This is a genomic window from Ruegeria atlantica (genome assembly GCF_013032505.1).
GTDB classification, from domain to species: Bacteria; Pseudomonadota; Alphaproteobacteria; order Rhodobacterales; family Rhodobacteraceae; genus Ruegeria; species Ruegeria atlantica_F.
Window position 1 is genome coordinate 100,647 of the sequence record NZ_WQCG01000004.1, and the last position, 26,020, is coordinate 126,666.

A 26,020-nucleotide genomic window follows, 5' to 3' on the forward strand; every position below is an offset into this window, starting at 1 on the left:
TACTCGGCCGTTCCGACACTCCTGATGTCCTTATTGTCAAACTTTTGCAAACAATAAGGCATGCCCGATACAATTGCGTTTTTTGGATCCGAGAGCATGCATATCTGGTGGGGTTGGCCGGAATCCGATGCGCAATGCTCTGCGCGCTGACGCTTTGATTTTCAACCATAGTGCAGGTGCCAAAATCGGTTTAAGGGCCAGAACGCTAAGCGCCGATTATTCCTAACTAATCTTGAAAAGCCAGAAACAAACGGTGACCAGCTGTTTCATATGCCTCGTTTTTCTCAGATCAATTAAACCGATACTTAGGTTTGATTGGCGACCTGAGAGTCTGCTTGGTCAGGAAAAATGGCTTTGGGTGACGTTCCATCCATGCTACCAATTTCGTGTTTGTTCATTGTTTTGAATGTAGTTATGCCTGATCAGGTTTTTCCAAAGAGCGGCAAGCTTTCGTGCCGAGGTTGCGGCAAAGGTTTAGCCGAAACATTTGTCGATCTGGGCGCCACGCCGCTGGCGAATTCGTATGTAGATCCGTCCAGAATTCTCGAGCCAGAGCCATTTTATTCGCTTCATGCATATGTTTGCCCAGACTGTTGGTTAGTCCAATTGCCAGCTGTCGAACAGCGCGAAACCATATTCAATGAGGATTATGCTTATTTCTCGTCCTTTTCGTCGACGATTCTGAATCACGCAAAAGGCTATGTCGCCGAGATGACCGAACGATTTGGGATCGGCCCGGAACACCGGGTTGTCGAGATCGCAAGCAACGACGGCTATCTGCTTCAATATTTTCACGCAAATGGCGTATCTACGCTGGGGATTGAGCCATCGGCAGGAGTCGCAAAGGTCGCGCGCGAAAAAGGTTTGCCAACGGAAATTCGCTTTTTCGGCCGAGAAACTGGTGAGTGGCTGCAAAGCGAAGGCCTGCAGGCTAAACTTCTTCACGGTGCAAATGTACTGGCCCATGTCCCGGACATTGACGATTTTGTGAGCGGCTTCCATCCGGCCCTGGCAGAGGGCGGGGTGCTTACAATGGAGTTCCCGCATCTGCTGAATCTGATCGAAAAGAACTACTACGACACGATCTATCACGAGCATTATTCCTACCTCTCATTGATTGCAGTTCGGGAGATTTTTGAACGCCACAAGCTCAAGGTCTTCGAAGTGCAAGAGATCGCGCCACAAGGTGGGTCGTTGAGAGTGTTCGCCTGCCGTGCGGAGGACGTGGATACCCATCATCCGGTGTTGCCATCCGTGGCCGAACTTGAAGTTCGCGAAGTGGCTGAGGGTTTAACGTCGCTCAATCGATACCGGGATTACGCGAAACAGGTTCACAAAACAAAGCGGGATCTGTTGAGGTTCCTGATGGACGCACAGGAAGCTGGAAAAACCGTCGTCGGGTACGGAGCACCCGCCAAGGGAAACACCCTTTTGAACTTTTGTGGCGTCAAGACGGATCTTCTTGAGTACACCGTTGATGTGAGCACTGCCAAAATGGGCAAGTTGCTGCCAGGAACACGTATTCCGATCCACGCGCCAGATAAGATTTTCGAGACTCGGCCCGACTATGTGCTGATCCTTCCGTGGAACATCAAAGAAGAGATCATGGACTCGATGAAGGGCATCGTCGAATGGGGCGGAAGATTTGTTGTTCCATTGCCCGAAGTAAAGGTCTTGGAGTAGTGATGATGGCGGACCGCGCGGATACCCCCGTCGGGGAGTTGCTTCATTCTCAGCTCGTTCGCCTATATCCAATATGCCGTTCAATCACGGGCCCAGGTGTGCGCGAAACGCTCTCGCTGATAGGCGAGCATATTCCACTTTCCGTCACCGAGGTCCCTTCAGGCGAACCCGTTCTGGATTGGCATGTTCCAAAGGAATGGACCATTCGCGACGCTTGGGTTGCTGATGCCTCCGGGAACAGGGTGATCGATTTCCAAAAGCACAATCTGCATATCGTAAGCTATAGTCGTCCGGTGCACACCCGCATGTCACTGTCGGAACTGAAGCCACACCTGCATTCGGATCCTTCGAATCCCGAATGGATTCCCTATAGAACCGGGTACTACGCGGAGAACTGGGGTTTTTGCCTGCCGCACCGTGATCTTGAGGCTATGCAGGAAGGGGAATATGAGGTCGTCGTGGACGCGACGCTTGAGGACGGATCTCTCACCTACGCTGAGTGTGTCATACCAGGGCAAACGACGGATGAAATTCTACTGTCGGCCCACATTTGCCATCCCTCTTTGGCCAATGACAACCTATCATCGATTGTGGTTGCGACTGAACTTGCACGTCGACTATTGAAAGGGCCGCAGCCGCAGCACACAATCCGTGTTCTGTTTATCCCTGCCACAATTGGCGCGATCACTTGGCTCGCGCGCAACGCTGCTACCGTTGACCGGGTCAAGCATGGTCTGGTGCTGGCAAACCTCGGCGATCCGGGTGCGATTCACTACAAGAAAAGCCGCCGAGATGACACAGAAATCAACCGGGCAGTCAGATTGGTGATTCAGGATCAACCGGATCACAAAATGCTGGAATTCGAACCCTATGGTTATGACGAAAGGCAGTTCTGTTCGCCGGGTTTTGACCTGCCAATGGGTTGTTTTTCCCGAACGCCATATTCCCGTTTTCCAGAGTATCACACCTCGGCGGACAATCCCGAATTCGTCAGACCGGAAGCGTTAGAAGACTCGTTGACGCGGTTGGAGAAGGTGATCGATATCCTTGAGCGTGACAAAAAGTTTATGAACCTCAACCCGAAAGGGGAACCGATGCTTGGACGACGCGGGTTGTATGACGCGATTGGTGGCAGATCGGACTCCAAAGAGCAGCAGATGGCGTTGCTTTGGGTACTGAACTACTCGGATGGGGAACACAGTCTTTTGGATATCGCGGAGCGATCTCAACTTGGGTTTGATCGTGTGGCGCATGCGGCAGAAATTTTGCGGCAACATGGTTTGCTGGTGGTCGCGTCATGAGGTTGGCTCGATTTGAGTCGCAAGTTGCCTTGGTTACAGGGGCAAGCGGTGGAATCGGCGGCGCAATTTCCGAGGCTTTGGTGGCCGAAGGTGCCGAAGTTCATGCATTGTCGCGTAAAACGAAACAGAGTGATCGGCTTACCTGGCATAAAGTTGACCTCTCTGATGACGGGGCGATGGAAGCTGCTGCCAACCAAATTGCATCCACTATCGATGAGCTTGATATACTTGTTCACGCCGCTGGCGACTTTGCCATGGGCACCGTTGCGCATTCGCCGATCACGGATTTAGACCGAATGTGGAGAATTAATATGCGCGCGCCTTGGGTTCTGACGAAGGCGTTATCGCGCGCGCTATCAGCCCGACATGGATCGGTAGTTTTTTTGAACTCATCGATCTGGAACAACGCCCGAGGTGGCACCGGCGCCTATTCAGCCAGCAAATACGCGCTCAAAGCCTTTGCTGACGCCTTGCGTGATGAGTTGAACCCGGTCGGCGTCCGTGTCTTAAGCGTCTTTCCTGGTCGAACGGCAAGTGCCATGCAGCAAGGTATTTTCGCAGAAGAGAACCGAGCTTATAATCCAGACCTTCTGCTGCAGCCGGACGACATATCGCAGATTGTGCTTCAATCTTTGTCGTCGGCAAACACAGCGGAAGTGACCGACATTCATGTGCGCCCGGCTAAAAAGTTCTAGCCGTCCAGGTAAAAACCCAAGCTGCAACAATGGAACTTGGGTGGTTGCAGCATTCAATCCGTTTGGCTTGGCGGGGTCGCAAGTTGAACTCACTTAACAATCTTTTGCTTCATCCGCGGCGGTGCATGCTAAGATCAAAATGAAATTTTTCTTCGGTGAATCAATTTGAATACAGTCGGCGCCAACCCAGGCCTCCGTTTGGTTTCAAGACTTCGAACCAGAAAGAGTTTGCCTGCAGCAAGCAACGTCGTGTTCAACGCGAGATTCAAAGTGCCGTATTACCAGTCATTGTATTTGTAGAGAGAAGCCTCGTGAAAACCGCTCAAGAAGTTGTCTCCACCGATTTGGAATATATCGCTTCCAAGCTTGGACCAGAATTTGAAACCATGTCAGGCCGAAGCCTTTTGATTATCGGAGGGGCAGGCTTTTTGGGGTATTATTTGGTGCAATCCGTGGTCCATTGGAACAACGTTTCGGGTCAAGCACCGATCAAGATAACTGTGTTTGACAATTACATGCGCGGCGTACCGGATTGGCTAAAGTCCATACAGGATGATGACAACGTTACACTGGTCACCCATGACATTACGGAACCGTTGCCGGACGACATGGCCGATTTCGATTACATCATCCACGCGGCCTCAATCGCTTCGCCAATCTATTACCGCCAACACGCTCTGAAGACGATGGACGCCAATGTCGGTGGATTGCGGTATATGTTGGACTACGCTTTGGCACAGCATTCAAAGGAAAAACCGATCAAAGGGTTTCTCTTTTTTTCTACATCCGAAATCTACGGTGACCCAACCCCCGAAAGCATTCCAACTCCGGAAACGTACCGGGGAAATGTGTCGTGCACTGGCCCAAGGGCTTGCTATGACGAGTCCAAGCGATACGGCGAAACGCTTTGCGTCGTGTTCGCCCAACAATACGATCTGCCGATCACGATAGCGCGCCCGTTCAATAACTACGGCCCAGGCCTGAAAATTTCGGACCGCCGAGTGCTGCCGGATTTTGCCCGCGATATCTTTGCTGAACGCGATATCGTGATGTTCAGCGATGGCGCGCCCACTCGGACATTTTGCTATGTCGCGGATGCCGTCTGCGGTTATTACAAGATTCTGTTGAACGGAAAGCCGGGCGAAGCCTACAACATTGGTATTGAAGACCCCGAAATCTCTATGGCTAATTTGGCCGAGCGTGTTATCGCAATTGCCCGCGATGAATTTGGCTATCAGGGCAAAGCGGTTTTTCAAGTCTCGGAAGACAAAGACTACCTTGTCGACAATCCCAATCGTCGTTGCCCGGTCATCGCTAAAGCCCGGTCCGATATTGGCTACGACCCTGAGATCGGAGTGGACGAGGGGCTGCGTCGCGCAATGATTTGGTACAGCGGCAATCGAGACGCAGAGGATATGTGATGCGTGTATCAGTCATAGGAACGGGATATGTTGGGTTGGTCTCGGGCGCTTGTTTGGCAATGAAAGGTCACGACGTGGTCTGTGTCGATACGGTTCAGCAGAAAATAGATCAGATCAACGCCTGCACGCCACCTATTCACGAAGACGGGTTGGCAGATCTCTTGTGCCAGACTGTAGGCCAAACGCTGCACGGAACGACAGATCTGCGCGATGCGGTTTTGAATTCGGACATTTCGCTGATTGCTGTTGGCACGCCGTTCGATGGCAACGAAATCGACCTGAGGTATATCCGCGACGTGTCGCGCCAGATTGGTGAGGTAATCAAGGACAAGGATGCCTATCACGTCGTAGTGGTAAAAAGCACAGTCGTTCCGGGAACAACTGACACGGTTGTCAGGCCAATTCTGGAGGAGGCTTCGGGCAAAAGAGCGGGCCAAGATTTCGGTATTGGCATGAACCCCGAGTTTCTCAAAGAGGGCGAAGCCATCACGGACTTCATGCATCCTGACCGCATCGTTATCGGCGGAGGTGATGACCGTGCGATCGCCGCGATGGACGAGCTTTACTCCGTTTTTCCTAATGTTGATATCGTAAGGACAAACCCTGCTACCGCGGAAATGATAAAATACACCGCGAACTCTTTGTTGGCGACTTTGATCTCATTCTCGAACGAGATCGGAAATCTCTGCGCCAATGTGGGAGTTGATGTAGTAGAGGCGATGGAGGGTATGCATCTGGACAAACGGTTTACTCCTATCCTCCCGGAGAACGCGGAGCGCATCTGGCCCGGTTTCATAACTTATCTGGCGGCCGGTTGCGGTTTTGGTGGCAGCTGTTTCCCCAAAGATGTAAAGGCGCTGATTGCGTATGGAGAAAACGCCGGATCTCCGATGCCTTTGCTGAATGCAGTAATGCAGACCAATAATAAACAACCCGGCCAGATGCTGGACCGATTGAAATCTCATTTCCCTGACCTTCGCGGCAAGCGGATTGCTGTCTTGGGCCTGGCTTTTAAACCGGGAACTGATGATATCCGAGAAAGCCCAGCTTTGACCATTGTCCACAAGTTACTAACCGAACAGGCTGAGGTCGTCGCCTATGATCCGGTTGCGCGCCACGAAGCTGAAGCTCATTTTAGCGACTCAATTGCTTACGAGGACGAACTGAGCCGGGCGATCGAAGGTGCGGACGCGGTGATGATAGTGACCCGATGGCCCGAGTTTTCAAAGTTGCCCGATTTGGTCAAAACGTTTGTCCCACAACCGCTGGTCATCGACGGACGTCGGATGATCCCGAAAGACAGTGTCGCGAATTACGAAGGAATTGGGCTGCAGGGTTTGGTGCGCTGATCGCCCAAACGTCCGAAGGCGGCTTGGCCGGACAAACGATCCAGAGAGAGTGGAGAGCGCAAGCGGGTTCCCAAGGGAATATGGCCGTACTTATTGCCTAGAACGCAAAGTGGTCCACAGTTTGGATCGTGAATAAACGCCCGAAACTGCTTGGCTGGAAGTCGTTTTAGGAAATCGTTTCGAGGTCGGGCTGTTCTGACTGGCTTATACCTAGCTGTCGGGACATGTCATTCAGGCGACTGTGGCGATCTATCATGGCCACGGTTTCCGGCAGATCCAAATACTCTAATACACTGGCCCAGCGGTGCACCCAGTCGTGCCTTTGCAGGGAATTGGCGAAGTTTATTTTCCGCCTACGATGTTGTTCAGCCGGGTTGTCCAGCAACGCCAGAAGGCTTTCTAAGGCCTCGTCCGAGTCTTCAGGCAAACGGAACACTGCTTCGGGCCAATCAAAGTACTGATAGTAGTCAGGTGTTTCTGGCGCGTATCCAACCTGAACTGCACCGCCCGCCATTCCTTCGATTTGTCGGGGCCCCCATGCGAGGTGTCCTGAGCATTGGTCCTTGTGGCCAAATTTTGCGATGTCCACTACGAAAAGTTTACTGTGTTGGATGATACTGGCCAGTAGTTCGCGGTGCGCGGATTGCTGCTCGGTGACCGGAGGTTTAGTCGCCGTGTCGTACAGGTAGAAGCCGCCACGGGCTTTCATTGCTTTTACCAGCTTCTCATGCAGCTCTGGACGCCTTCTACCCATTGAATAGACGTCAACAGGCCTTTCAACACGTGACGCAGCCGGTGCAAATCGCACCATGTCTACAGCTGCAGGCATTTGGATAACGGGCTTACCCGTCAAGCGGTGCAGTAGTTCGCAAGTTTCAGCAAACGCGCAGGTTATCAGATCAAATTCGGACAAGGATTTAATTAAAGGGGAATAAAGAGCGACGTCAGCAGCCCAGACCTCTTCGAGAACGCAGATTGCTACACCCGTTCTTTCGCGCCAATTCGGGATGGCATCCAAGGCAAGCAGCTCAATTGGTTTTTGAACATTGCAAACAAAGACATCATAGTCTTTTTCAAGCCGTGTCTTTGGCACGCCAGATGTCCAATATTTGAAAAGACCCGTGTGTTTAGACAGCCATCTTTTGGGATTAACCTGAACGCGCGTTTGTTGGGCGCGGGCTGGCATCAAGATATCCGCGCCCTCAACCTGAGCGACCACATCTTCGAATTCGTACCCAGAGCAGCGTGAAATACCTGTGTTCAACTTGCGTTGAGAGAAAATCAAGACATCTCGTCGGGCTTGTTTGAAATTCATAGAACTCGTCAACCTAATACTCCTACTAAACACAAAATTAACAAATCTCTCACCCGTCCGAAACGACGCTCAATCACGAGTGACCGTCCAGACTGCACCGCAGGGAGTAATGGGTGTCTGGCATAGGTGTAACCACTTGAAGCATTGCGCAGCCCGAGGGCAGGCGGCACTAAAGTGATTTATATCGTACCCAATCACCGGGATGCGCGCCACGACCAATACCCAGCCGGTGTCTGTCTCCATTCTGCCCCGACACATCGTCCCGGGAGCCATTTTTTTCTTCCCAAGTCGCCCACGGACGGTTCCCGCTTTTCCACATTTCTTCTAACCGTCTTTTGTCTGCTAGGTGGTCCATGCAGTACCAGAAACCGGAATGGCGATAGGCCATCAATTCGCCCAGCTCCATCAATTTAGGAAGAGGCCCCTCTTCCCACATGATGTCGTCGCCATTGACGCTTGCAACCGCGTCGAAAACTTCGGGTTCGAGCACGAAGAAGCCGCCATTGATCCAGTCAGTCGCTACTTCTGGTTTTTCCATGAAACCTTCCACAAGCCCATCTTCGCGCACCTGAAGGTGACCGAAGGTCGTTAGCGGCCGGACCATGGTTATGGTTGCCAGTTTGCCATGAGATTTGTGGAAAGCCAATAACGCGTCCAGATCAACATTCGAAACCCCGTCGCCATATGTCAGCATGAACGTGTCATTGCCAAGATATGGTTGCAAACGGGCCAGCCGACCCCCGGTCATCGTTTCGGTGCCCGTGTCAATAAGATCGACAGTCCAGGGCGGCATCTGGGTGTCTATGGCTGAATTTCGATACTCTGGTTCGCCAAACAGCTCGCGCTTGGCGAAATCGACGCGCAGATTTCCGTCATGCTGACAAAGATCCGAAATGTACTGTTTAATCAGATCGCCCATGTACCCCAGGGCCAGTACGAAATCGTGATGACCATAGGTAGAGTAGTGCTGCATGATGTGCCACAAAATCGGGCGGTTCGCGATCTCAACCAGTGGTTTGGGACGAACCCGTGTTTCTTCGATTAGGCGCGAGCCCTTGCCGCCTGCAAAAATAGCTGTTTTCATGTGGGTCTCCCACCGAATAGGAACTCGTTAAGGCTTAAAAAGATAATCCCTAAATTCCATACCACTCAGCCGTAGCTGTCAATCTCGCTTGGATCCAAATATTGCTGAAATGGTTATCGTTAAAGAAACGGTCGCAGGAAATCGCAGGTTTTGGTCCGCCCACATAAACCGAAATTAATGCGCGGCGGCATAGTTTGCCCGCGCCGAGGCCCTTAGCGCTTTCGCGACAAGGTTCATCTTTGTGGTGTATGCAACGAAGAAAATCCAGCTGGCGCTCATCCTTTCCATCACCATGCTCTCAGTGATGTTTGAGAAGATGAACACCATCCCCAAAATGAAAACGAAGACTATGGGTTCACGGTCCGGGATAAAGCGTAACCCATAAAACATCGAGAAGAAAAAGCGAAACAACCCTAGAAGCAAAAGAGAAATTCCCACAAAACCCACATTAAGAAATGTTTCAAGCAACCCATTGTGGGAATAGTGGGGCAGGAAGCCCAAATTGGCCTTGCTCGAATACATACTCAGATGCGAAGCATTTTCATACCAGTGGGCGGCATATCCGTAACCGACCCAGAACCGATCCATAATATTGGGCCAGACCAATTCCCAAATTGGAATCCGGGCGGACAACGTGGGCTTTCGTCCGATCAGTGAAAACAGAGGCTCTGCAAGTGTCGAGGCTAGTACAAATGCGACCATGCCTACAAAGATCATTGAGAACAGTATGTATCCAATGGCCCAAATTGTCTCCATTCGAGGCATAATCTTACTAACATACAGCGCGGTCACAGCGAACAGGGCGATGATCTGAGATGACCGTGATTCTGAGGCAATCAATAGGAATAGTCCCAAAATTGCCGTCGCAACAAAGACAGTCTTTAGTTTGCCAGTGAATTGTCCCGATGCATAGGAACACGTTAGCAAAGCAAACATCCCCGCAGTTCCCAGGCCGTTCTTATGCAGGAAAATTCCGTTCCATGTATTCCCCCACGGTGGAATGCCTCGTGCTTGTGGCAAGGCTATGATGGCCGCCATAGCCAACAAAATCACGATGCCGTAGAACGTCGCCAAAAACAAAAGCAAGCCCCGTAAGGACATAACGCTGGCCAGCATTAGTCCAAGCGCGGTTGTTACGACCAGTGGAACCGCGCGCTCGAAAGAATGTCTGGGGAAGTCGCTCCAAAGCACTGAAAAAAATGCAAAAATAACTAACAGTGTGATTTCGGGAGATGAAACCGCACCGCGGATCAGGTGCCGAAAATACAATAGGGTGACCGTAAGAACAGGAACTAGCAGTAGAACTCCGATCTTGTTCGCGATGCCTTTCTGCCAGAACACGATTGCCAGAAAGTGCGTGCCAATCACCACCAGAACACACAGGCAAAAAGCGAGCACAAGGTGGTTAAACGATGATCCTGCGTGAGATTGATACGGGAAACTGCGGGTGACAGGTGTCATGGCAAAAACTGGTTGACGAAAGGGACGTGCACAAAAAAGGATCACTCAGCAGAAGAGCGCTGCTGAAGCTACAAAAGCGTACAAAGATGGCAGACGCTTGTCTACAAGCACCGTTTCGCAGCACGGCCGTAGGCTTAGACATCGCTCTCTTAGACAGTAGTGACCAGTTAATCCCAAATGTAAGATTAAAAACTAGGATGTTATATACTCAGATCACGCATAGGGCATTGCGACGAACAGTCGGCGTTTGTCGTTCACGATCACCGGCCCAACGATTTGTGCCGATTCAATTCTCACGGTTGCCCGGAAATGGGCGATTGTATCTAGCTATGGTTAAAGATTTTTTCTTGTAAGGCGTTCTGAAATGACGTGGTTTTTTGTCCCTCGAGTTCTGTCTGCGGTTTTTGCGATAGCCATTTTGATGGTTATGACGAAAGTTCTGGGCCCGGCAGAGTTTGGACGCTACAACTTAACACTTTTGGTCGGAACGATCCTGTTTTCCTTTTCGTTTTTGTGGCTGGTTATTGCGATCGCCCGGTTTCATCACGCCAAGGAGTTTGAGGGTAGGACAATTGCCACCGTTATGGGGGCATCGGTTGTGCTGGCATTTTTTCTTGTGGTTTTGTCCAGCCTCGTAACGCTGGTCTTGCCCGGAGAATGGGTCGAAAACCTTAAGTTCGCAGCGATATTTTGTATCAGCCACGGGATGCACGAGCTTGGGGCAGCTTGCCTGCGCCAGTATCACGAAGGTCCAAAATATGCTGCGGTGACTTTGTTGCGACACGCAATAGGGGTCGCGCTCGCGGTTGGCTTTATCCTGAACGGTGGGGGCTACGAAAGTGCTGTGATTGGAATGTCGATTGGGGCTGCTGTGACCGGAGGTTACGCATTGCTCATCGCGTTTCGGCGCTCAGGCATCGTTGTTCCCAAATTAGCCGAATTGAAAACATACCTCTCATTCGGCTTCCCTTTGGCCATTGTGTCCTCCAGCGCGACATTCTTTGCGATGTTTTCTCAGTCGATATTGGCGATTTTAGCGGGGATGGAGTCGGTTGGATACTTCGCCGCTGCACAATCCCTTGCGGCACGGACACTTCGCCTGCCAATGGGAACGCTGTCACGTGTGATTGGCCCGTCGGTCTTCGAGGCCCAAGAAGTTCAGGGGAAAGCCTCGTCAGATGCGGTTCTCTACCGATACTTCTCGTTTTTGATGCTGATCTCAATGCCGATCCTGGCCGTGTTGATATTTTCGGCGGACGTTTTTGCCAATCTTCTGTTCGAGCCTGCCTTTGCAGACCAGACCGCCGGGTACATTCGTATCCTGACGCTCTCATCATTTGTGTTTGGATTACAGGGTGCTTACCTTAGTTTCGCGTTTACACGATCAAAGAAGACGGTCCTGCAGCTGATTATCTCGGTGACAACGCTGCTTGGTCATGCGGCGATATCGTATCTGTTCATATATTGGCTGGGCGCGAAAGGAGCGGCATATGCATTCCTTGTGAGTGCAATACTGAGCTTTCTGGTCTATTTTCAATACGGGCGTCGGATTGACCGTATCAGCATCCCGTTGGCAGAATTTGGCAAAGCTCTTGCGGGCTTAGTTGCATTTGCGCCCTTAGGGTTGTGGGCGAACGCATCGACGGGCTTGATGCAGCAATTTGCGATCTTGGCCCTTGGCCTGACGATAATGTTCGTTGCATTACTGTGTGTCGGCCAGACCGCCGCATTGGCTGTCGTGCGAAAGCTAAAGCGGCACTTGCTGATCGGTGGATTTCCTTCGTCCAAATAGCTCAATCCCAGCGACAGGTGGACACGCTAGAGCAGACTGCGTGTTGCAATTCTGGCATATTTTTGCCGAGTGGATTTGGTTTCTTCGTCAGACCTGTCGCAGTCAGGGCGCGTCAATACTATGTAGGCGATCGATGGCAATCGAGTGCGTGTCGCCTTGCTGTGTTCGACCAAAAAAGACGTCGCAACGGCAACAACACTGGGGTTGCCTTAAAAAGACCACAAATTGAACTGAGCATCGATAAGTACCGGCTAAATGACAAACACTGAGAGCAAACACTGAACATGGTCATTGTTTACTTACTGTCCGGACCTTTGGTCGCCGCATTGTGTTTTGTGGCGTTCACCCTCAACGGCATGGGGGCCAGTTCAGCCTTGCTTTTTGGTTTCTTGATCGGGATGTGCACTCCTTTTCTGATCATGGGACTCAAGGTCTTGTGGGGAAGCAAGATGCGCTTGAAACTTGCAGGTAAGCTCCCTTTGAAATCCGGTAGCTAATCAAAATTGCGGGAACGTGCCGACTTGGTGGTGAATTCCCATTTATTGATCGCCTCGTCCTTGCTGCTTTAGAAGCTAGCAACGCAGGGAACAGCCTGGTGGACCTGCGAACAATTTTTGTGCAATTGCGTATTCGCGGGCTCAGCCTCAGCAACAAAAAAGTTGTTTCACGTTGCCTTTAGTGCGATGCTCATCGCCAGGGCAATTCCGGTACGGTTTTTTGTGCGAATCGGAGTAATAACTATGGGTGGGTGGCTGTTTAAGGCGGTTACAAGTCCAAGTCTATTGAGTAGAAAATAGTTAGGCAGCAGCGTTCTGGCCTCATTTTAGGTCATAGCGTTATTTGGCCGTTCGCGAGTTATTAGTGTGGGGACGTCGCTGTCCTGCGTGTTAGGGGGTTAATATGAGTGATATTCCCGGTTCGTTTAGATTTGAAGAACCTAGAATTTATAATAAAAATCAGACATCTAGCGTAAAGAGTGATGTCAGCCAAAGGTTAAAGGGCTTCTACGCGTTGAAAGGTAAGCGCCTGCTTGATCTTACGCTGGTATTGATCGGCGCTCCTTTTGTTTTGCCGCTCATGCTTGCCATTGGATTTTTGGTTAGGCTTGATGGCGGTCCTGCAATCTACCGCCAGAAACGAATTGGTATCGGTGGGGACGAATTTGATTTCCTGAAATTCCGCTCGATGGTCGTAGACGCGGATGAAATTATGCGGCAACATTTGGCTGAAAATGAATCTGCTGTCGCCGAATGGGAAACAAAGCAGAAGCTGGACAACGATCCCCGTATTACAAAATTTGGCCGTTTTATTAGAGCGACGTCTTTGGATGAGCTGCCTCAGCTTTGGAATGTCTTGATCGGCGACATGAGCCTTGTTGGCCCGCGGCCGATGATGCCGGAGCAGCGGAAACTGTATCCGGGCGGGGACTACACTCTGATGAAGCCAGGAATTACCGGTCCATGGCAGGTGTCCGAACGCAACGATGTCGAGTTTGCTCATCGCGCAATCTTCGACAGTGAATATGTGCGAAAAGTCGGCTTCTGGTTCGACCTTAAGATTTTGTTTCGGACCATTGGTGTGGTGTGCAACGGAACAGGACAGTGAATTCGGAGCCCCTGACTGAGCTTATTTTGGCTTAATGGGTGAGAAGATTAAGTAGCAAAGGTGGTTTGGGATGCTTGAACCGATCCGGTACTTGTCGAAGCTATTCACAGCATACGCACTTGGTTTGTCTTGCCTTATGCTAGCCACAGCGGCAATGGCGGACTTTGACCTTGAACCAGGAGATCAAGTCAGCGTTTCGCTAACAGGGTTGGATGACCTGTCCTTTAACGCCACAATTGATGCTCATGGCGATGTAAACCTGAAATGGCTGGGGCAATTTCGTGCGCAAGGGCTTTCTCTGGAGAGACTGGAACTGCTCGTCCAGCAAGATGCCGCAGGTAAAATCGTCAAACAGTATGACCTTAACGGCGACATCTACATAATCCAGCTGGCTGGTGACGAGATTGAGATTGCTCGCAATGGATACCGGCCCATCATAATCGGCGGCGACGTCGCTCGAACCGGCGAAATAGACTACCGACCAGCAATAACCGTGCGCGAGGCTGTCGCCCTGGCCGGTGGGGTCCGCAGCATGTTGCTGGCCGATGATGTGACAATCGACCCCATCCAGTTGCTGCGCTGGCAGACTGCGTATGGTCAGGCTGCCCTTCAACATGCGCAAGCGCTTGTGCAATCTTGGCGCAGTTCGAGTGAGCTCGCACAGGACATGGATCTTGAACCGCCAGCCCCCGAGTCCGTCACAGTATCGCCTAGTGTTCTGGCCGAATTGATCGCCGAGCAAATCAGGATCCGCAGTATCAACCAGGAAAACGAGGCCGGTGAACGCGAGTTCTTTGAAGACGCGAGACAGCAGGCGGCCGAGAGAGTCAGAATTCTGGAAGAGCAAATAACTGAACTGGCGAAGGCGTTGGACGCTGATGAAGAAGAAGAGGCTCGCGTGGTCAGTTTGGTCGACAAAGGATTAGCACCTGGATCGCGGCTCGCGGATACGCGTCGAACAACGGTGTTGTCCGCGACGCGCCTGCTGGAAGTCGAAGAAGATCTGGCGGGAACCAGTCTCATTTTGACCCGGCTAATCCGCGATGAGGAACAGTTCGAACAAGAACGGACGTTGAGATTGCTGCAAGAGCGCCGGGTTGCAAGCCTATCCGTACGCGACGCCAAGCATCAATTGGACACAATTTCGAAATACTTGGCAGGTGCGTCCAATGAGATTGGAACGGAAAGCCTCATAACCGATATCGACTATACGGTCACAATTTTTCGAACCGAAAACAGCCAGCTTCAGCAACTTGTCGCGGATAAACTGACGCAATTGCGACCGGGTGACAGTCTGGAGATTTCTGTTCAGGAAATCACCGAAGATGCACCACTTACCGAGTGAGCGCAGCGAGATCCTGGCTAAATAATGCCCTTAGAACGTGAGTTAGTAGACCATCAAATCCAAATTTTATGAGTTCAAAGTTGACGAGTTAAGTTTATGCATTTGTGTACAATTCCTCCTGCGTATTTTGGCCCGGGAGTTCGGCAACCCGGTGCCCCAATTTGTTGGACTGACGTTCGGAAAAACCTGACGGGTATGCGGCGTCATACGGCAGTAGGCGTCTGAAATGGGTTATGAAGCAAACATGAGTGCGACGATCAGGTCTCGGCGCGGACCCGATTTTCTGTGCATCGGGATGCCAAAATGCGGCACATCAACCCTGCAGGTTCTATTTAAGGAACGCACCGAGATTTACGTGTCACCTGTAAAAGAAATCAAATTTTTTGCGCACAATAAAATCGGCTACGATGGGGGTCTCAGGAACTTTCTATTCTCGAAACACTGGGCGGCCCGTCAAGAGCGCCGCGCAGTCGCTCAGATAGCCAAACAAGTTGCGACAGGAAAAGAGGATCTAAAGCGCTTAAACTGGGCTGTCAGTTTTGCTACCGCTCAGCGGGACCTGGACTGGTATCTTAACCTCTTTCCAAAGAACCGAATAAGCGGTGACATCTCGCCTTGTTACCATATGCTTGACGACGACGAGGTTCAGAACCTCAAAAACCATTTACCGAACTTGAAAATAGTGATCCTTCTGCGAAACCCGTTTGAGCAATTGTGGTCGCATTGTCGAATGTCCACTCGCGCAGTCAGAATCGATGATGAGGTCGCATTTTATCGGGAAAAAGTCGAGTATCAGATGAATATTTGCCGGCGCTATGTCGATCTGGTTGAAAGGTGGCAGAACGCCTATGGCCCCGATAATGTGATTATAGATTACTTGGAAAGCCTGAGCGCGGACCCGGCGGAAGTACTTAGCCGTATTGTCAGCTTCATTGACCCGGCGAAGGGTGCTGTGAAGCGGATCGCGGCAGTCGACGCACCGCCTAGGGTCTTTAAGGGTAAGAAGATGTTTATGCCCGATGAAACTCGTGAAATGCTGCGGGATGCTGCCCTGCAACGGCTGGAAGGCTTCGAGCGCATCAATGAGGAATGGCGCCGACGGTGGCATTCTGAGATCAGGCAACAGTTCGCAAATTAGGGTGTTGATTGGCGAGCGCCGGATCTTGCGCTCACCATATCAAAAAACATTAGTGAACTGCGCAACCAGCAATACCATTAAATGCGATTACCCAAGAAATGGATCCCCGTAGAGCTTGACGCGTTTCATGTCTACGCGTGTAGCAACTAAGGCTGAGGGTCGTACACCGGCGTTCTCAAGTTCACGCATGGCTTGAAGGATGGACTTTCGCCGCGTGGAGTTCCATCGAGCAAACAGGATCACCCGATCAGAGAGTTGCGACAGGTAGCCTGATTCCACGGCGCTCAACAGCGGTGGCGTATCCAGAAGAATGGTATTGTAGGTTCCGGAAAGTGAACGGAGTAGGCTAACAAAAGCTGTAGAACACAGAAAATCCTCGACGGACTTTATTTGACCTTCGTTCTCTTGGGTGCCGATCAAGGGAAGGATGTCCAAGCCATCCTGAGGTGTTCCAACGATATAATTTTCCAGTGAAAGAGGATGAGTTGTCGCAAGTTTCAGCGACTCTGCAGTCATCTGAGACAGATCGCGATAAGTGGACGTTAATGTGTCACAATCGATGATTAGTGTTCGATATCCTGCTTGCGCGCACACCGATCCGATCAGAAGAAGAGTTGAGGTATTTCCCTCATCTGGCAAAGCCGCTGCGCCAGAGAAGATAGTACATCCTTCTTCGGCGATCCGCTTTTTATGCTTGTTGTCCGAGTTTTTGGCAAATAAATCGGCCGACTGTGGTGCCGTGGTTTCGTCATCGCGTCGCATTGTTCGCAGGCCGATGGCGCTGCTGGCCAAAAGTTTCCGACCGTAATGCATCAACGTTGGGTCAAGCTTTCCGTTTTTCATAAAGAAAGTTTCGAACGGCGGTTCGTTTTTGACCTCCGGAATGATCGCCGAAAGCTTTACACCCGTTGTATTCTCCAATTCAAACGTGGTTCTCAGGCGCTTTTGCAGCAATTCGCGAACCACGGTGAAACCGAGGCCCAAGAATATAACCGCAAACATAGTCGTGAGCGCGACGGACGACCTCTTGGGGGCAGATGGGTCAACGGACACGCGAGCCCGTTCAATAATATGGGCTCCCGCATCAAGGTAATTCCTTTGCTCGGCTCTGCGACCAAGTTGAGCAACAAAGTCCCTGTAGATTGTCTCTACGACAAGGATCTCATTTTCTATCCTCTTCGTGACCGAATCGTGCTGAACCTGACGCACTTGCTGTTCCTTGAAGGTTTCAATGCTCTTTTCGAGGGTTACCTTCTGGCCGTTGAGAACCTCTAGTTTGGTTTCCAGAGCCTTGACCCCGGTGTCCAGCACTTCGGCCTGTTCCTCCGGTGTGTCCATTGCTGCAGAGGGGAATATCACACCGACTTCGGAAGCATAAGAAATGGCTTCCTGTGTTTTTCCCTCGTTGATCAGGTTTTGAATGGTGCTGAGGTGTCCCGCCTGCTCGACGATCTCTGCGTCAACCAGCTGCGCCCGCTTCTCTGATTTGATGCGTTGCGCTTTGATTGTTGCATATTCCTCAGGCGAAAACGGTGTCTCGATCGAATGCGACTCCAGTTCGGAGCTTAGAACATTAAGATCCTCGCGAATCTGGTTAATCCGTGTCGACAACCATTGCTGTGCCTGATCAAGGTCATCGCGCTTCATTCGCGTAAGAACAGTCAGGTATTCAGAGGCCAGGTAGTTTGCGATACTTGCTGCTTTTTGCGGGGACTTCGAAGTAACGCTAATCCTGTAAACCGCTGATATTTCCCCGATCTGCTCTATCTGTCTGGATTCAAGAAGTTTTTCAACAGTTGCCGCGCGTTGAATTTCACGCAGTTCCTCGGGTTCAAGATCGCCTGCCGCACCATTGCTTCCGCCGATTGCGTTCACAATCACATCCTTCAAGCTGCGGGCCCACGAGATTGGGTTTAGGGAAAACCCACCTTCCGCGCCTGAAAACTCGGGGTCGTCTTGCAATTGTAGACGATCAACAACGCTTTCGATGATGTCGGTGGAGCGCAGCAGTTCAAGCTCACTCTCCAAAGAGGTCAATGACAATGGAAGTCCGGACACTTGCGTCGTGAACTGCGTCTCGGTTTGGACGCGGGTGTCGATCATCACCTTCGCACTCGAGGTGTATTTGGTATCGGAAGTGTAGGTCAGAACATAGGCGGCAAACGCGACTGCAAAGGCTGCCAGAAAAATCCAACCGATCGAGCGTCTGATCGCCCAAGCAATGTTCGAAATCACTCGCAGTTCAGGGTCTCCTGCCGGAGCAACGCCTAAACCGGAAAGCTCTGCGTCCAAAACTTTTCGGTACTGATCAGTCATAACAATAAACAATCTCAAACAACGATAACTGGACAATAAAGGCTTAGGGGCGACGGCAACAGAAAAAACTGTACTTACCAAAAACAATGTATCGGAATCGCTCATATTGAAGCCGAAATCGAAAAGTGCCGGCTTTGATTGCTGACCGTGTAAGCGCATCCAGGATCAATACGGGATCAGAGGCCAATTTTAGTTTCAAAAAAAATGCGGTTTTTGATAGTGTTTCTCAAGTTAGAAGTATTTGTACTATTTGTTTTGAGAGTGAGTAACGATGGAGCGAGTTCTGAAGATGCGCTTGCCACATGTGATTGTAAGTGGGATGCCAGTTGCGCTTGTCAGCGATACCGAACTTAGCTCAGCGATGGTCGAAGATGTCAAACGCCGGCGAAGCGGTGAGGCTCAACGCGCGTTGACTGTTTTCGATGCGAACGCATACGGTATCTCGCTGTACGAAAAGGACCCACAATTTGCCAAGGCAATTAATTCTGCGGACATAGTGCATGCGGATGGTCAGATCGTTGTCTGGGCTTCCAAATTTGCGCGAGGTTCGAAGCCAATACCAGAGCGCACGGCGACAACGGATTTCATCCACACAGCAGCCGGGCCTGCCGTTAAGCATGATATCAGTTACTATCTGTTGGGTGGCACGGAAGAGATCAACCGTTCCTGCGCTGAAAAGCTGATTGAGCTTCATCCCGGCTTGACTATAGCAGGTCGAAGGAACGGTTATTTTGACGAGTCTGAAGTTGACGCGGTTGTCGCGGACATCAACGACAGTAAGGCCGATGTTCTTTGGGTCGGGTTGGGTAAGCCAAAAGAGCAACTCTTTTCACTCGAAATTACGCCTCGTCTGCAGCATTGCGCTTGGATCGTGACTTGCGGCGGTTGCTTTCATTATGTGGTCGGAGACTATGCGCGCGCGCCTGTTTGGATGCAAAAAATCGGACTGGAATGGCTTCACCGTACCGCGACTGGCCCCGGTCACATTCGTAAGAGGCATTTTCGCAGGTACCCCCATACGATCAGCGTGGTTCTTAAGAAAGATATTTTGAAGTTAAAGTGAATTGTTGAAAAGGCTCGGGGCTTTTTCCCTTGTCTTGTTAGTGAGTTGAGTTGTTCAGAAGGGAATTCATGTGTCGAAAGTGGATTTCATAGGAATTGGCGCGCAGAAAGCTGCAACCACTTGGTTGCATCATGTTCTCTCAGAGCATCCATTGATTGCGACCAGCGAGCCCAAGGAGCTTAATTTTTTCACGGCGAATTATGACCGTGGGTACACATGGTACGAGAACTTTTTCCGTGACAGTGCTGAAAATGCGATCAAGGGTGAGTGCTCGCCGACTTATTTCTTTAGTCGTGACGCCGCCGAACGCGCAGCCCAGTATAGCCCGGATCTGAAGCTTATATGCATATTGCGAGACCCAATCGAACGGGCATTTTCAAACCATATGCACGAAATCCGCAAAGGCCATATCCCACCAGAAACAACATTCGAAGCCGCATGGAAACGAAATCCGGCATATTCACTACAAAGCCAATACAAGGCTGATCTAGAGACCTGGCTGGCGAATTTCGATCGCGATGCTCTGCTGGTGTTGTTTTCCGAGGACATCGCTTCGAATCCAAATGCAATTTATGAGCAAGTGTGTGGTCATCTGGGTGTTGAACCCAAACGGCACCCGGCGTCACTCACAGAACGGCATCACGAAAACGTAACTTACCTTTACCCAGCGGTTCAAAAAACGCTGCGCTACGGAGGGGATGCGATGCGCTCGCTGGGGATGCAGGATTTGGTGAAAAACCTCAAAAAAGCGCCCGGGCTCAAGCAGGCTCTTTCGATGAACAAGCAACACTTGAAGACGAAGGTAGCACCTCCGACGCCAGAAATGCGGGAGATGCTGGTCGAGCATTTCCGATCAGATGTTGAGTATGTGGCGCAACTTACTGGGCGTGCGGTTCTACCCTGGCCGACCTGGCGCGATATGAGTTTTGTCAATTCTGCAGCGAATGAGTGAATTATGAGCGTATCAAACACTTTGAACATGGCTGGGGATATGCGCTTGAACCAAGTGGTGCGGATGACCCGGCGTTTGCTGGGCGCGCGCTTTCTGGATAGCGAGGATTTTCTGCCGGTTATCTCTCCAGAGAAAGGGGAGAAGCTTGCCGCATTAGCTCGAAAAGCGCGTGGCAGCATTGAGACTCCGATTTTGGTGCTTGGTGTGATGCCGCGATCAGGCACCAATTTCTTGCGCGACCTCATCGCAATGCACCCTGATGTTGGGGCTGATCCGGGTCGTCTGTATGAGTTCCCTCTATTGCACGCGGCCGGGGATGCCGCGGCTTTTACTCGGGATTTCTTGCGATACTTCCCAAGAAACGAAGAAGTCTTGGGCCAGTATGACGTGCTGGCCATGCTTGCTGGCAGTTGGTTCAGGGAGCTGCAAGCGCAGGTTGATGGTAAGCACATATTGCTGAAATGCCCCCACGTTCATGACCTGTCACTGGCGCGGTACATCTTTCCCGATGCAAAGATCATCCTTTGCATTCGGGACGGGCGTGACGTTGTAGACTCTTCGCTCAAGACATTTTCTCGGTTTTCACTTACGAGCAAAAATTTCCGCCAATTGGCAGATGAATGGCGCTTGGGGACCGAGGCCATCATGACCTATGCGGAAGGTGGACCGAATTACAATGAGGACATGATAGTTGTTCGTTACGAAGATATCCTTGCTGATACGAATAAATACGTCGAGAAACTTCTGAATCACATCGGTTTGAATGCAGCTGCGTTTCCCTGGGACGAAATCGAAAAGCTACCGGTCCGAGGGTCATCCCGATCCACGGCCTCTGACGATAACCGTTGGCAGCCAGAAACTAAATCTGCGGACTTCAATCCAGTCAAGCGCTGGGCGTCTTGGTCCGATGGAAAAAAAACGCGGTTCGATAGAATAGCGGGGCACGCGCTAGAGTTGGCCAGTTATGAGCGCTGAAGAACGATCTCAGGCGGAACTACACGTTGCGATTTGCATAGCAACCTATCTGCGCCCGGAGGGGTTGCGGGCTTTGATTGAAAGTTTGAACAATCAGCAGTTGGGTGAACGGGACGTGCGCGTCACGTTGGTGATCGCAGACAATGCCCCAGATGCAATGGCCCGTTCGGTTCTGGGCGACATTCAAAATTTGTCTCGTTGGCCAGTGATCTACGTTTTGGAACATGAGCGCGGAATCGTGTCGGCGCGCAACCGAACACTGGCTGAGGCCCCACGGGATGCAGACTATTTCGCGTTTTTAGATGATGATGAAACCGCCTCTGAAAACTGGTTGGCAGAGTTGTTGGGAACCATGGTTTTACCAAACACAGTTGCGGTTCAGGGAGCTGTCGAGCCGCGTTACGACGAGGCCCCGCCCGCTTGGGTCGAACAACTGAACCTGTTCCGAATGGGTCCCTACGAGCAGGGGGCTGTACTTCCATCGGCTGCCACCAACAATTCAATGGCGGATGCTGCCATCATTCGAAAACAGACCATGAGGTTTGACGCCCGCTTTAATACCACTGGCGGAGAGGATGAGGAGTTTTTTTCGCGACTTCGGATCGAATCGGGAGGGACCATCCGTGCTGCTGCGCAGGCTCTGGTCTGGGACCATATCCCAGCTCACCGGGCGACGATGCATTGGCTCAGGCGCCGTTGGTTTCGCATGGGGCATACACTGGCGCGTATAGCTCAAATCCGTCGCAAGGGAATCCCGATACGTGTGGTAAAAGGTTTTGCGGCGATAGGCTGGGGACTTGTGATGTGCGTTTTCCTTGGTTTCGGGTCAAAGGCAAGATGCTGTAAAGGAGCGCTCGAAATTTATCGTGGGGCCGGGATGCTGGCGGCCTTTTTGCAGATCCGTTTCGACGAATACAATACGGCTGCCGTCCGCTTGGACCGAGCAGGAGGGGGCTGAGATGAGCGAGTCCAGGCCTGAGTTTTCGATCATCATTCCAGCTCGGAATATGGAGCGCTATGTCGAGGAAACGCTACAAAGCGTGTGCCATCAAACGATGCAGGATTTTGAAGTTCTTTGTATCGATGACGGCTCGATTGATGGCACCCGCGAAATCCTGGATCGTTTCGCCAATCGTGATGCCCGTTTTGTGCCCGTGAATGGACCAGCCAAAGGTGTCAGTGCGGCGCGCAATCTGGGTTTGAGTTTGGCGCAGGGCAAATACATCCTGTTTTTGGACGCGGACGATTTGTTGCACGCCGAAGCCTTGCAATTTTACGCAAATGCTCTCGAGGGGTCTGGTGCAGTCGGCGCTGTGGCTGGCGTTCAACGAATTAACTCCAAAGGTGAAGAAATAAACGGCGCTGACAACCGCCTGCTGGTGCCCAGCGAGAATCAACTGGGGGCGCTACTGCGGAAGAATTATATCGTTAACGGAGGAGCGCTGGCGCTAAAAGCCGATGCAGTTCGTCAATCCGGCGGTTACGACGAAGATCTGGTACATGGCGAGGATTGGGAATTTTGGTGCCGGGTCGCCTTGATCGGTAAGTTTTGTGTCGTTGAGGGGCCGCCGCTTCTTTATTATCGCCAAGTAGCAAGCGGAGCGAATTTCAGAACCCGCGATCCCGCATTTGCCCGCCGGGTTCCCTGCCTTGAAAAGATATCTGCCAACCCGGAAATGCGGAAGTTTTTTGGTTCGCGACTGCCACTTTTTCTGCGCGCCCGTAAGATTGATATTTTCTGGTCGGGGGTTCGAAACCAATACCAGTACGGGCGAAAACCCATGGCACTGTTGGAAGGTGTCTGTGGGATGTTTATGTATCCTGATAGTCTGTTTCGTCCGAAACTGATCTACAGGTTTGTGCGCAGCTTGGATCGAAGGGCGTAGGCCAAGGCCGACGACTGTCTCGTACGCGCAGGGAGAATGGGGCACATGCCATATTCACGACGGGCATTTTTGTTGCTGGGTACATCTTTGGTTGCTGCGCCGGTTGTAACTGCGATCTTGCCTGGTATTGCGGCGGCTTCTGATTTCAAATTGGATATCAGTTTCTTAGGAAACAACAGGTTGCAATTGACAATAGTCGACACGTTATTCGACGAGTCGACCCCGATCGAAGTGACGCAGGCGGATCGGGTTCGCTGGTCACCGGATCCGACAAACGCCTTTGGCGCAGTCGGCAAATTGAATAGAACGGCGGGCTATTTTTCGGGCGATGTACATGCCACTGCGCCGCAAATGTTCACGGCTTGGCCTCAGGTTGTGAAGAAAAGTCAATTGGACGGTTTCCGTGTCGGCCGCCCTGAAAGTCAGTCACGAGCAGCTGCTGACCGGCCAGAAAACTGGAACATCGAAATTGATGGAGAACCCGTCGGGATTGCCGGTCTCTGGCGGAAATCTTCGCCTATTCGCACTCTTGCTGTGACGGTTCGTCAATGGGAAAGCACAAAGAGGCATTTGGTGACGTTTGAACTGGACCGAGCCATTCCTTCAGGTGCGATCGTTCGCATAAAGGGCCCATCCTTTGCAGAGAAAGAGTTTGTTAAGAACTCCGATCTGCGCAGTGAATCCGTTCATGTATGCCAGGCAGGCTACCCGTTGGACGGCCCCAAAAAAGCTTATGTCGGCAGTTGGTTTGGGCAGGATACGGCAGGCGGGTCCGGGAGTACCGACAAACTGCTGACACCCGAAACAGAGTGGAACCTCGTTTCTATGCAGGATGATACCGTGGTTCGATCCGGCCGTCTGACCTTGGCAAAGCCCGGATCGGAGCCGCATCGGGAGGGCCTGAACTTTAACGGTTGTGATATCTACGAGGCTGACTTCTCGGATCTTGACCGAGAGGGTGAATTCCAGCTTCAGGTGACAGGATTGGGGCGGTCGTTCCCCTTCATCGTGTCGTCGGTGCCCTATGAAGAAGCCCTTCGACTGGCGGCCCGATGGTATTTTCACCAAAGATCCGGGTGTGAAATCACCGCCCCCTTTGGTGAGGGTCGAACCCGACCGCGCAATGGGCACCCGGCGGATGGGCTGACAGTGTGGCAAACGGACCTGAAGCTTGGCTTCATGAGGGACGGCTATGGAGATACAAGGGCACCAAAAGCACTGTCAGAAAATGTGAACGCTCTGGGTGGTTCAGATACCGCACCCGAGCGCTCTTCTATGGAACCCAGCCCTGATGCCTGGGGCGGCTGGCATGATGCTGGGGATTGGGATCGGCGTGTCCAGCATATGGATGTTGTCTTTCATATGGCCGATATTGTTGAGACTTTTCGTCATTGCCAGAATCTGGATTTGAACCTGCCGGAAAGCGGTAAGCCCTTTTCGCATGCGGATGTCGTGTCGCGCAAAAGCGATACCGATATGGGTGACGGAGAAACTGTTCTACCTGATCTCATTCATGAAGCACTGTGGGGCGCATCGCTTTGGCGTCGAACCCAACGCGAAGATGGCGGCATTATCGGGGGCGTCGAGTATTCCGTAAGTGGGATTCTGGGCTCGGTATCTTGGAATCCAGTTCAGAAAACCTATGCCTATGGCCCCGAGGAATGGGCTGCATATCGATTTGCTTATGGAGCCGCAAAGCTAGGCCATGTGATCTTTCACGTCTGCGGAGATACCGTTCTTGGGCGTGCCATTGTCGCCGAAGCGACACGTGCCTGGTTGTGGGCTGAACGACAGCCAACTGACCATTTGTCTAAGGCTGCACGTGGACGAGTTAGCCAAATTCGAAGCGCCTCGGCTGCCGTTGTCTACCGGGCCAGTGGTGATCAGCAGGCGCGCAAGGTTTTTGAGGATCAGAACCCGTTTGTCCCGCAAGCCGAAAAGCCCGACCCTTCGTTGAAAAAAGAGGTCTTCCCGAGTGCCTATCTGGAATATGTGCGAGCCGCGCGCGAAGGCCGAGAGGTGAACGCCGACATTGCTGCAGCCATAGAAAAGTGGATCAGATATCGCGCGCTGAAGGGTCAACGGATGGGGCGTGATTACGGGCTGCACAATACCGCTGATTATCCCTGGGGTTTGGGCTGGTTGCGCTTTGGTCCGGGCTCGAACTGGCGAGCGGGCCAGATGGCGATGTTGTTTGCGTTAGAGGGTGAAGTGACCCCTGAGGTACATAGCGCCGCAATCGAAGGTATGTGGTTCGGACTGGGTTGCAATCCCGCCAACGTGAGTTTTGTGCAAGGGCTGGGTCATCGGGGATTTTCAGATCCTCTTTTGACAGATCAGCGGGGCGGTGAAAAAATCCCCGGTCAGATCAGTTTCGGTGTGGCGGGTGGAAAGATGTATGATTGGGAATTGCGCAAAACCGCCGGTGCCTTCTATCCAACTGATCAACAAGACTGGCCGATATACACGCAGATTTTTGAAAGCCACAGTATCGCAATAGCAGCTGAGCACGGGATCAAATCGAATGCGATGGAATGGTTGGTCGCCTGTGCGCTTGCAACAATGCCTGCCTGACCGATCGGTCCGCCAGACAACCTCGGGATTTCAATGTTCTGGTTCGCCGCCACTTCACAATGATG

General features: G+C 51.7%; 20 protein-coding genes. 16 read left to right on the forward strand and 4 right to left on the reverse strand.

The features are described 5' to 3' along the window. Nucleotides 1-414 precede the first annotated feature (414 nt). From GOW92_RS16075 to GOW92_RS16095, 5 genes are all read left to right on the forward strand, one after another. Nucleotides 415-1,683, forward strand: coding sequence for a methyltransferase domain-containing protein (locus GOW92_RS16075; RefSeq protein WP_170561741.1), 1,269 nt, complete (start codon nt 415-417; stop codon nt 1,681-1,683). Between the two features lie 5 nt (nt 1,684-1,688). Beyond that, a complete protein-coding gene (locus GOW92_RS16080; RefSeq protein ID WP_170561744.1) occupies nt 1,689-2,984 on the forward strand; it encodes a DUF4910 domain-containing protein in 1,296 nt (431 codons plus the stop codon). Beyond that, nucleotides 2,981-3,679, forward strand: a complete 699-nt coding sequence (locus GOW92_RS16085) for an SDR family NAD(P)-dependent oxidoreductase (protein ID WP_170561746.1) — start codon at nt 2,981-2,983, stop codon at nt 3,677-3,679. The genes GOW92_RS16080 and GOW92_RS16085 overlap by 4 nt, the downstream gene beginning before the upstream one ends. Before the next feature lie 311 nt (nt 3,680-3,990). After that, nucleotides 3,991-5,100: an NAD-dependent epimerase/dehydratase family protein gene (locus tag GOW92_RS16090; protein ID WP_217356562.1), complete on the forward strand. Its 1,110-nt coding sequence runs from the start codon at nt 3,991-3,993 to the stop codon at nt 5,098-5,100. Beyond that, nucleotides 5,100-6,449 (forward strand): UDP-glucose dehydrogenase family protein, encoded by a 1,350-nt coding sequence (locus GOW92_RS16095; protein ID WP_170561749.1) that lies wholly within the window; start codon nt 5,100-5,102, stop codon nt 6,447-6,449. Before GOW92_RS16090 ends, GOW92_RS16095 begins: the two co-directional genes overlap by 1 nt. Before the next feature lie 166 nt (nt 6,450-6,615). Here the strand turns inward: GOW92_RS16095 and GOW92_RS25370 are convergent, their stop codons facing one another. The 3 genes from GOW92_RS25370 to GOW92_RS16110 form a co-directional block, all read right to left on the reverse strand. Further along, the gene (locus tag GOW92_RS25370; RefSeq protein WP_170561752.1) at nt 6,616-7,542 is read right to left on the reverse strand and encodes a glycosyltransferase family protein; all 927 of its coding nucleotides are present in this window, start codon (nt 7,540-7,542) and stop codon (nt 6,616-6,618) included. Between the two features lie 391 nt (nt 7,543-7,933). After that, nucleotides 7,934-8,848, reverse strand: a complete 915-nt coding sequence (locus GOW92_RS16105) for a sugar phosphate nucleotidyltransferase (RefSeq protein ID WP_170561755.1) — start codon at nt 8,846-8,848, stop codon at nt 7,934-7,936. 174 nt (nt 8,849-9,022) lie between these two features. Next, complete coding sequence (locus GOW92_RS16110; protein WP_170561757.1) at nt 9,023-10,309, reverse strand: O-antigen ligase family protein; 1,287 nt, start codon at nt 10,307-10,309, stop codon at nt 9,023-9,025. Nucleotides 10,310-10,673: 364 nt separating this feature from the next. Here GOW92_RS16110 and GOW92_RS16115 point away from each other — a divergent pair, with 364 nt between their 5' ends. The 5 genes from GOW92_RS16115 to GOW92_RS16135 all read left to right on the forward strand — a co-directional run bounded on the left by GOW92_RS16115 (nt 10,674) and on the right by GOW92_RS16135 (nt 16,189). After that, nucleotides 10,674-12,101 carry an oligosaccharide flippase family protein gene (locus tag GOW92_RS16115; RefSeq protein ID WP_170561759.1) on the forward strand — a complete coding sequence of 476 codons (1,428 nt, stop codon included), beginning with the start codon at nt 10,674-10,676 and terminating at the stop codon, nt 12,099-12,101. A gap of 284 nt (nt 12,102-12,385) precedes the next feature. Next, on the forward strand, nt 12,386-12,598 hold the full coding sequence (locus GOW92_RS16120) for a hypothetical protein (RefSeq protein ID WP_170561762.1): 213 nt from the start codon (nt 12,386-12,388) through the stop codon (nt 12,596-12,598). 403 nt (nt 12,599-13,001) lie between these two features. Next, on the forward strand, nt 13,002-13,706 hold the full coding sequence (locus tag GOW92_RS16125; RefSeq protein WP_170561765.1) for a sugar transferase: 705 nt from the start codon (nt 13,002-13,004) through the stop codon (nt 13,704-13,706). Between the two features lie 70 nt (nt 13,707-13,776). After that, the gene (locus GOW92_RS16130) at nt 13,777-15,051 is read left to right on the forward strand and encodes a polysaccharide biosynthesis/export family protein (RefSeq protein ID WP_170561768.1); all 1,275 of its coding nucleotides are present in this window, start codon (nt 13,777-13,779) and stop codon (nt 15,049-15,051) included. Nucleotides 15,052-15,277: 226 nt separating this feature from the next. Next, the gene (locus GOW92_RS16135; RefSeq protein ID WP_170561771.1) at nt 15,278-16,189 is read left to right on the forward strand and encodes a sulfotransferase; all 912 of its coding nucleotides are present in this window, start codon (nt 15,278-15,280) and stop codon (nt 16,187-16,189) included. Nucleotides 16,190-16,276: 87 nt separating this feature from the next. Here the strand turns inward: GOW92_RS16135 and GOW92_RS16140 are convergent, their stop codons facing one another. Then, nucleotides 16,277-18,610 (reverse strand): exopolysaccharide transport family protein, encoded by a 2,334-nt coding sequence (locus GOW92_RS16140; RefSeq protein WP_217356564.1) that lies wholly within the window; start codon nt 18,608-18,610, stop codon nt 16,277-16,279. Between the two features lie 166 nt (nt 18,611-18,776). Here GOW92_RS16140 and GOW92_RS16145 point away from each other — a divergent pair, with 166 nt between their 5' ends. The 6 genes from GOW92_RS16145 (at nt 18,777) to GOW92_RS16170 (ending at nt 25,955) form a co-directional block, all read left to right on the forward strand. Then, the gene (locus tag GOW92_RS16145; RefSeq protein ID WP_170561777.1) at nt 18,777-19,568 is read left to right on the forward strand and encodes a WecB/TagA/CpsF family glycosyltransferase; all 792 of its coding nucleotides are present in this window, start codon (nt 18,777-18,779) and stop codon (nt 19,566-19,568) included. A 70-nt stretch (nt 19,569-19,638) separates the two neighbouring features. Continuing rightward, a complete protein-coding gene (locus GOW92_RS16150) occupies nt 19,639-20,520 on the forward strand; it encodes a sulfotransferase family protein (RefSeq protein WP_170561780.1) in 882 nt (293 codons plus the stop codon). 3 nt (nt 20,521-20,523) lie between these two features. Next, nucleotides 20,524-21,495, forward strand: coding sequence for a sulfotransferase family protein (locus GOW92_RS16155; RefSeq protein ID WP_170561783.1), 972 nt, complete (start codon nt 20,524-20,526; stop codon nt 21,493-21,495). Further along, complete coding sequence (locus tag GOW92_RS16160) at nt 21,485-22,453, forward strand: glycosyltransferase family 2 protein (RefSeq protein ID WP_170561786.1); 969 nt, start codon at nt 21,485-21,487, stop codon at nt 22,451-22,453. The genes GOW92_RS16155 and GOW92_RS16160 overlap by 11 nt, the downstream gene beginning before the upstream one ends. Before the next feature lies 1 nt (nt 22,454). Then, nucleotides 22,455-23,381, forward strand: coding sequence for a glycosyltransferase family 2 protein (locus GOW92_RS16165; RefSeq protein ID WP_170561789.1), 927 nt, complete (start codon nt 22,455-22,457; stop codon nt 23,379-23,381). Nucleotides 23,382-23,426: 45 nt separating this feature from the next. Continuing rightward, entirely contained in the window at nt 23,427-25,955 is a 2,529-nt protein-coding gene (locus GOW92_RS16170) for a glycoside hydrolase family 9 protein (protein WP_170561792.1), read from the forward strand. The last annotated feature ends 65 nt before the right edge of the window (nt 25,956-26,020 follow it).

Bases quoted from the DNA above. Each gene is read 5' to 3' on its own strand.
- GOW92_RS16075 (WP_170561741.1), top strand. From the start codon at position 415: ATGCCTGATCAGGTTTTTCCAAAGAGCGGCAAGCTTTCGTGCCGAGGT.
- GOW92_RS16080 (WP_170561744.1), top strand. From the start codon at position 1,689: ATGGCGGACCGCGCGGATACCCCCGTCGGGGAGTTGCTTCATTCTCAG.
- GOW92_RS16085 (WP_170561746.1), top strand. From the start codon at position 2,981: ATGAGGTTGGCTCGATTTGAGTCGCAAGTTGCCTTGGTTACAGGGGCA.
- GOW92_RS16095 (WP_170561749.1), top strand. From the start codon at position 5,100: ATGCGTGTATCAGTCATAGGAACGGGATATGTTGGGTTGGTCTCGGGC.
- GOW92_RS16105 (WP_170561755.1), bottom strand. From the start codon at position 8,848: ATGAAAACAGCTATTTTTGCAGGCGGCAAGGGCTCGCGCCTAATCGAA.
- GOW92_RS16110 (WP_170561757.1), bottom strand. From the start codon at position 10,309: ATGACACCTGTCACCCGCAGTTTCCCGTATCAATCTCACGCAGGATCA.
- GOW92_RS16115 (WP_170561759.1), top strand. From the start codon at position 10,674: ATGACGTGGTTTTTTGTCCCTCGAGTTCTGTCTGCGGTTTTTGCGATA.
- GOW92_RS16120 (WP_170561762.1), top strand. From the start codon at position 12,386: ATGGTCATTGTTTACTTACTGTCCGGACCTTTGGTCGCCGCATTGTGT.
- GOW92_RS16125 (WP_170561765.1), top strand. From the start codon at position 13,002: ATGAGTGATATTCCCGGTTCGTTTAGATTTGAAGAACCTAGAATTTAT.
- GOW92_RS16130 (WP_170561768.1), top strand. From the start codon at position 13,777: ATGCTTGAACCGATCCGGTACTTGTCGAAGCTATTCACAGCATACGCA.
- GOW92_RS16135 (WP_170561771.1), top strand. From the start codon at position 15,278: ATGGGTTATGAAGCAAACATGAGTGCGACGATCAGGTCTCGGCGCGGA.
- GOW92_RS16140 (WP_217356564.1), bottom strand. From the start codon at position 18,610: ATGAGCGATTCCGATACATTGTTTTTGGTAAGTACAGTTTTTTCTGTT.
- GOW92_RS16145 (WP_170561777.1), top strand. From the start codon at position 18,777: ATGGAGCGAGTTCTGAAGATGCGCTTGCCACATGTGATTGTAAGTGGG.
- GOW92_RS16155 (WP_170561783.1), top strand. From the start codon at position 20,524: ATGAGCGTATCAAACACTTTGAACATGGCTGGGGATATGCGCTTGAAC.
- GOW92_RS16160 (WP_170561786.1), top strand. From the start codon at position 21,485: ATGAGCGCTGAAGAACGATCTCAGGCGGAACTACACGTTGCGATTTGC.
- GOW92_RS16165 (WP_170561789.1), top strand. From the start codon at position 22,455: ATGAGCGAGTCCAGGCCTGAGTTTTCGATCATCATTCCAGCTCGGAAT.
- GOW92_RS16170 (WP_170561792.1), top strand. From the start codon at position 23,427: ATGCCATATTCACGACGGGCATTTTTGTTGCTGGGTACATCTTTGGTT.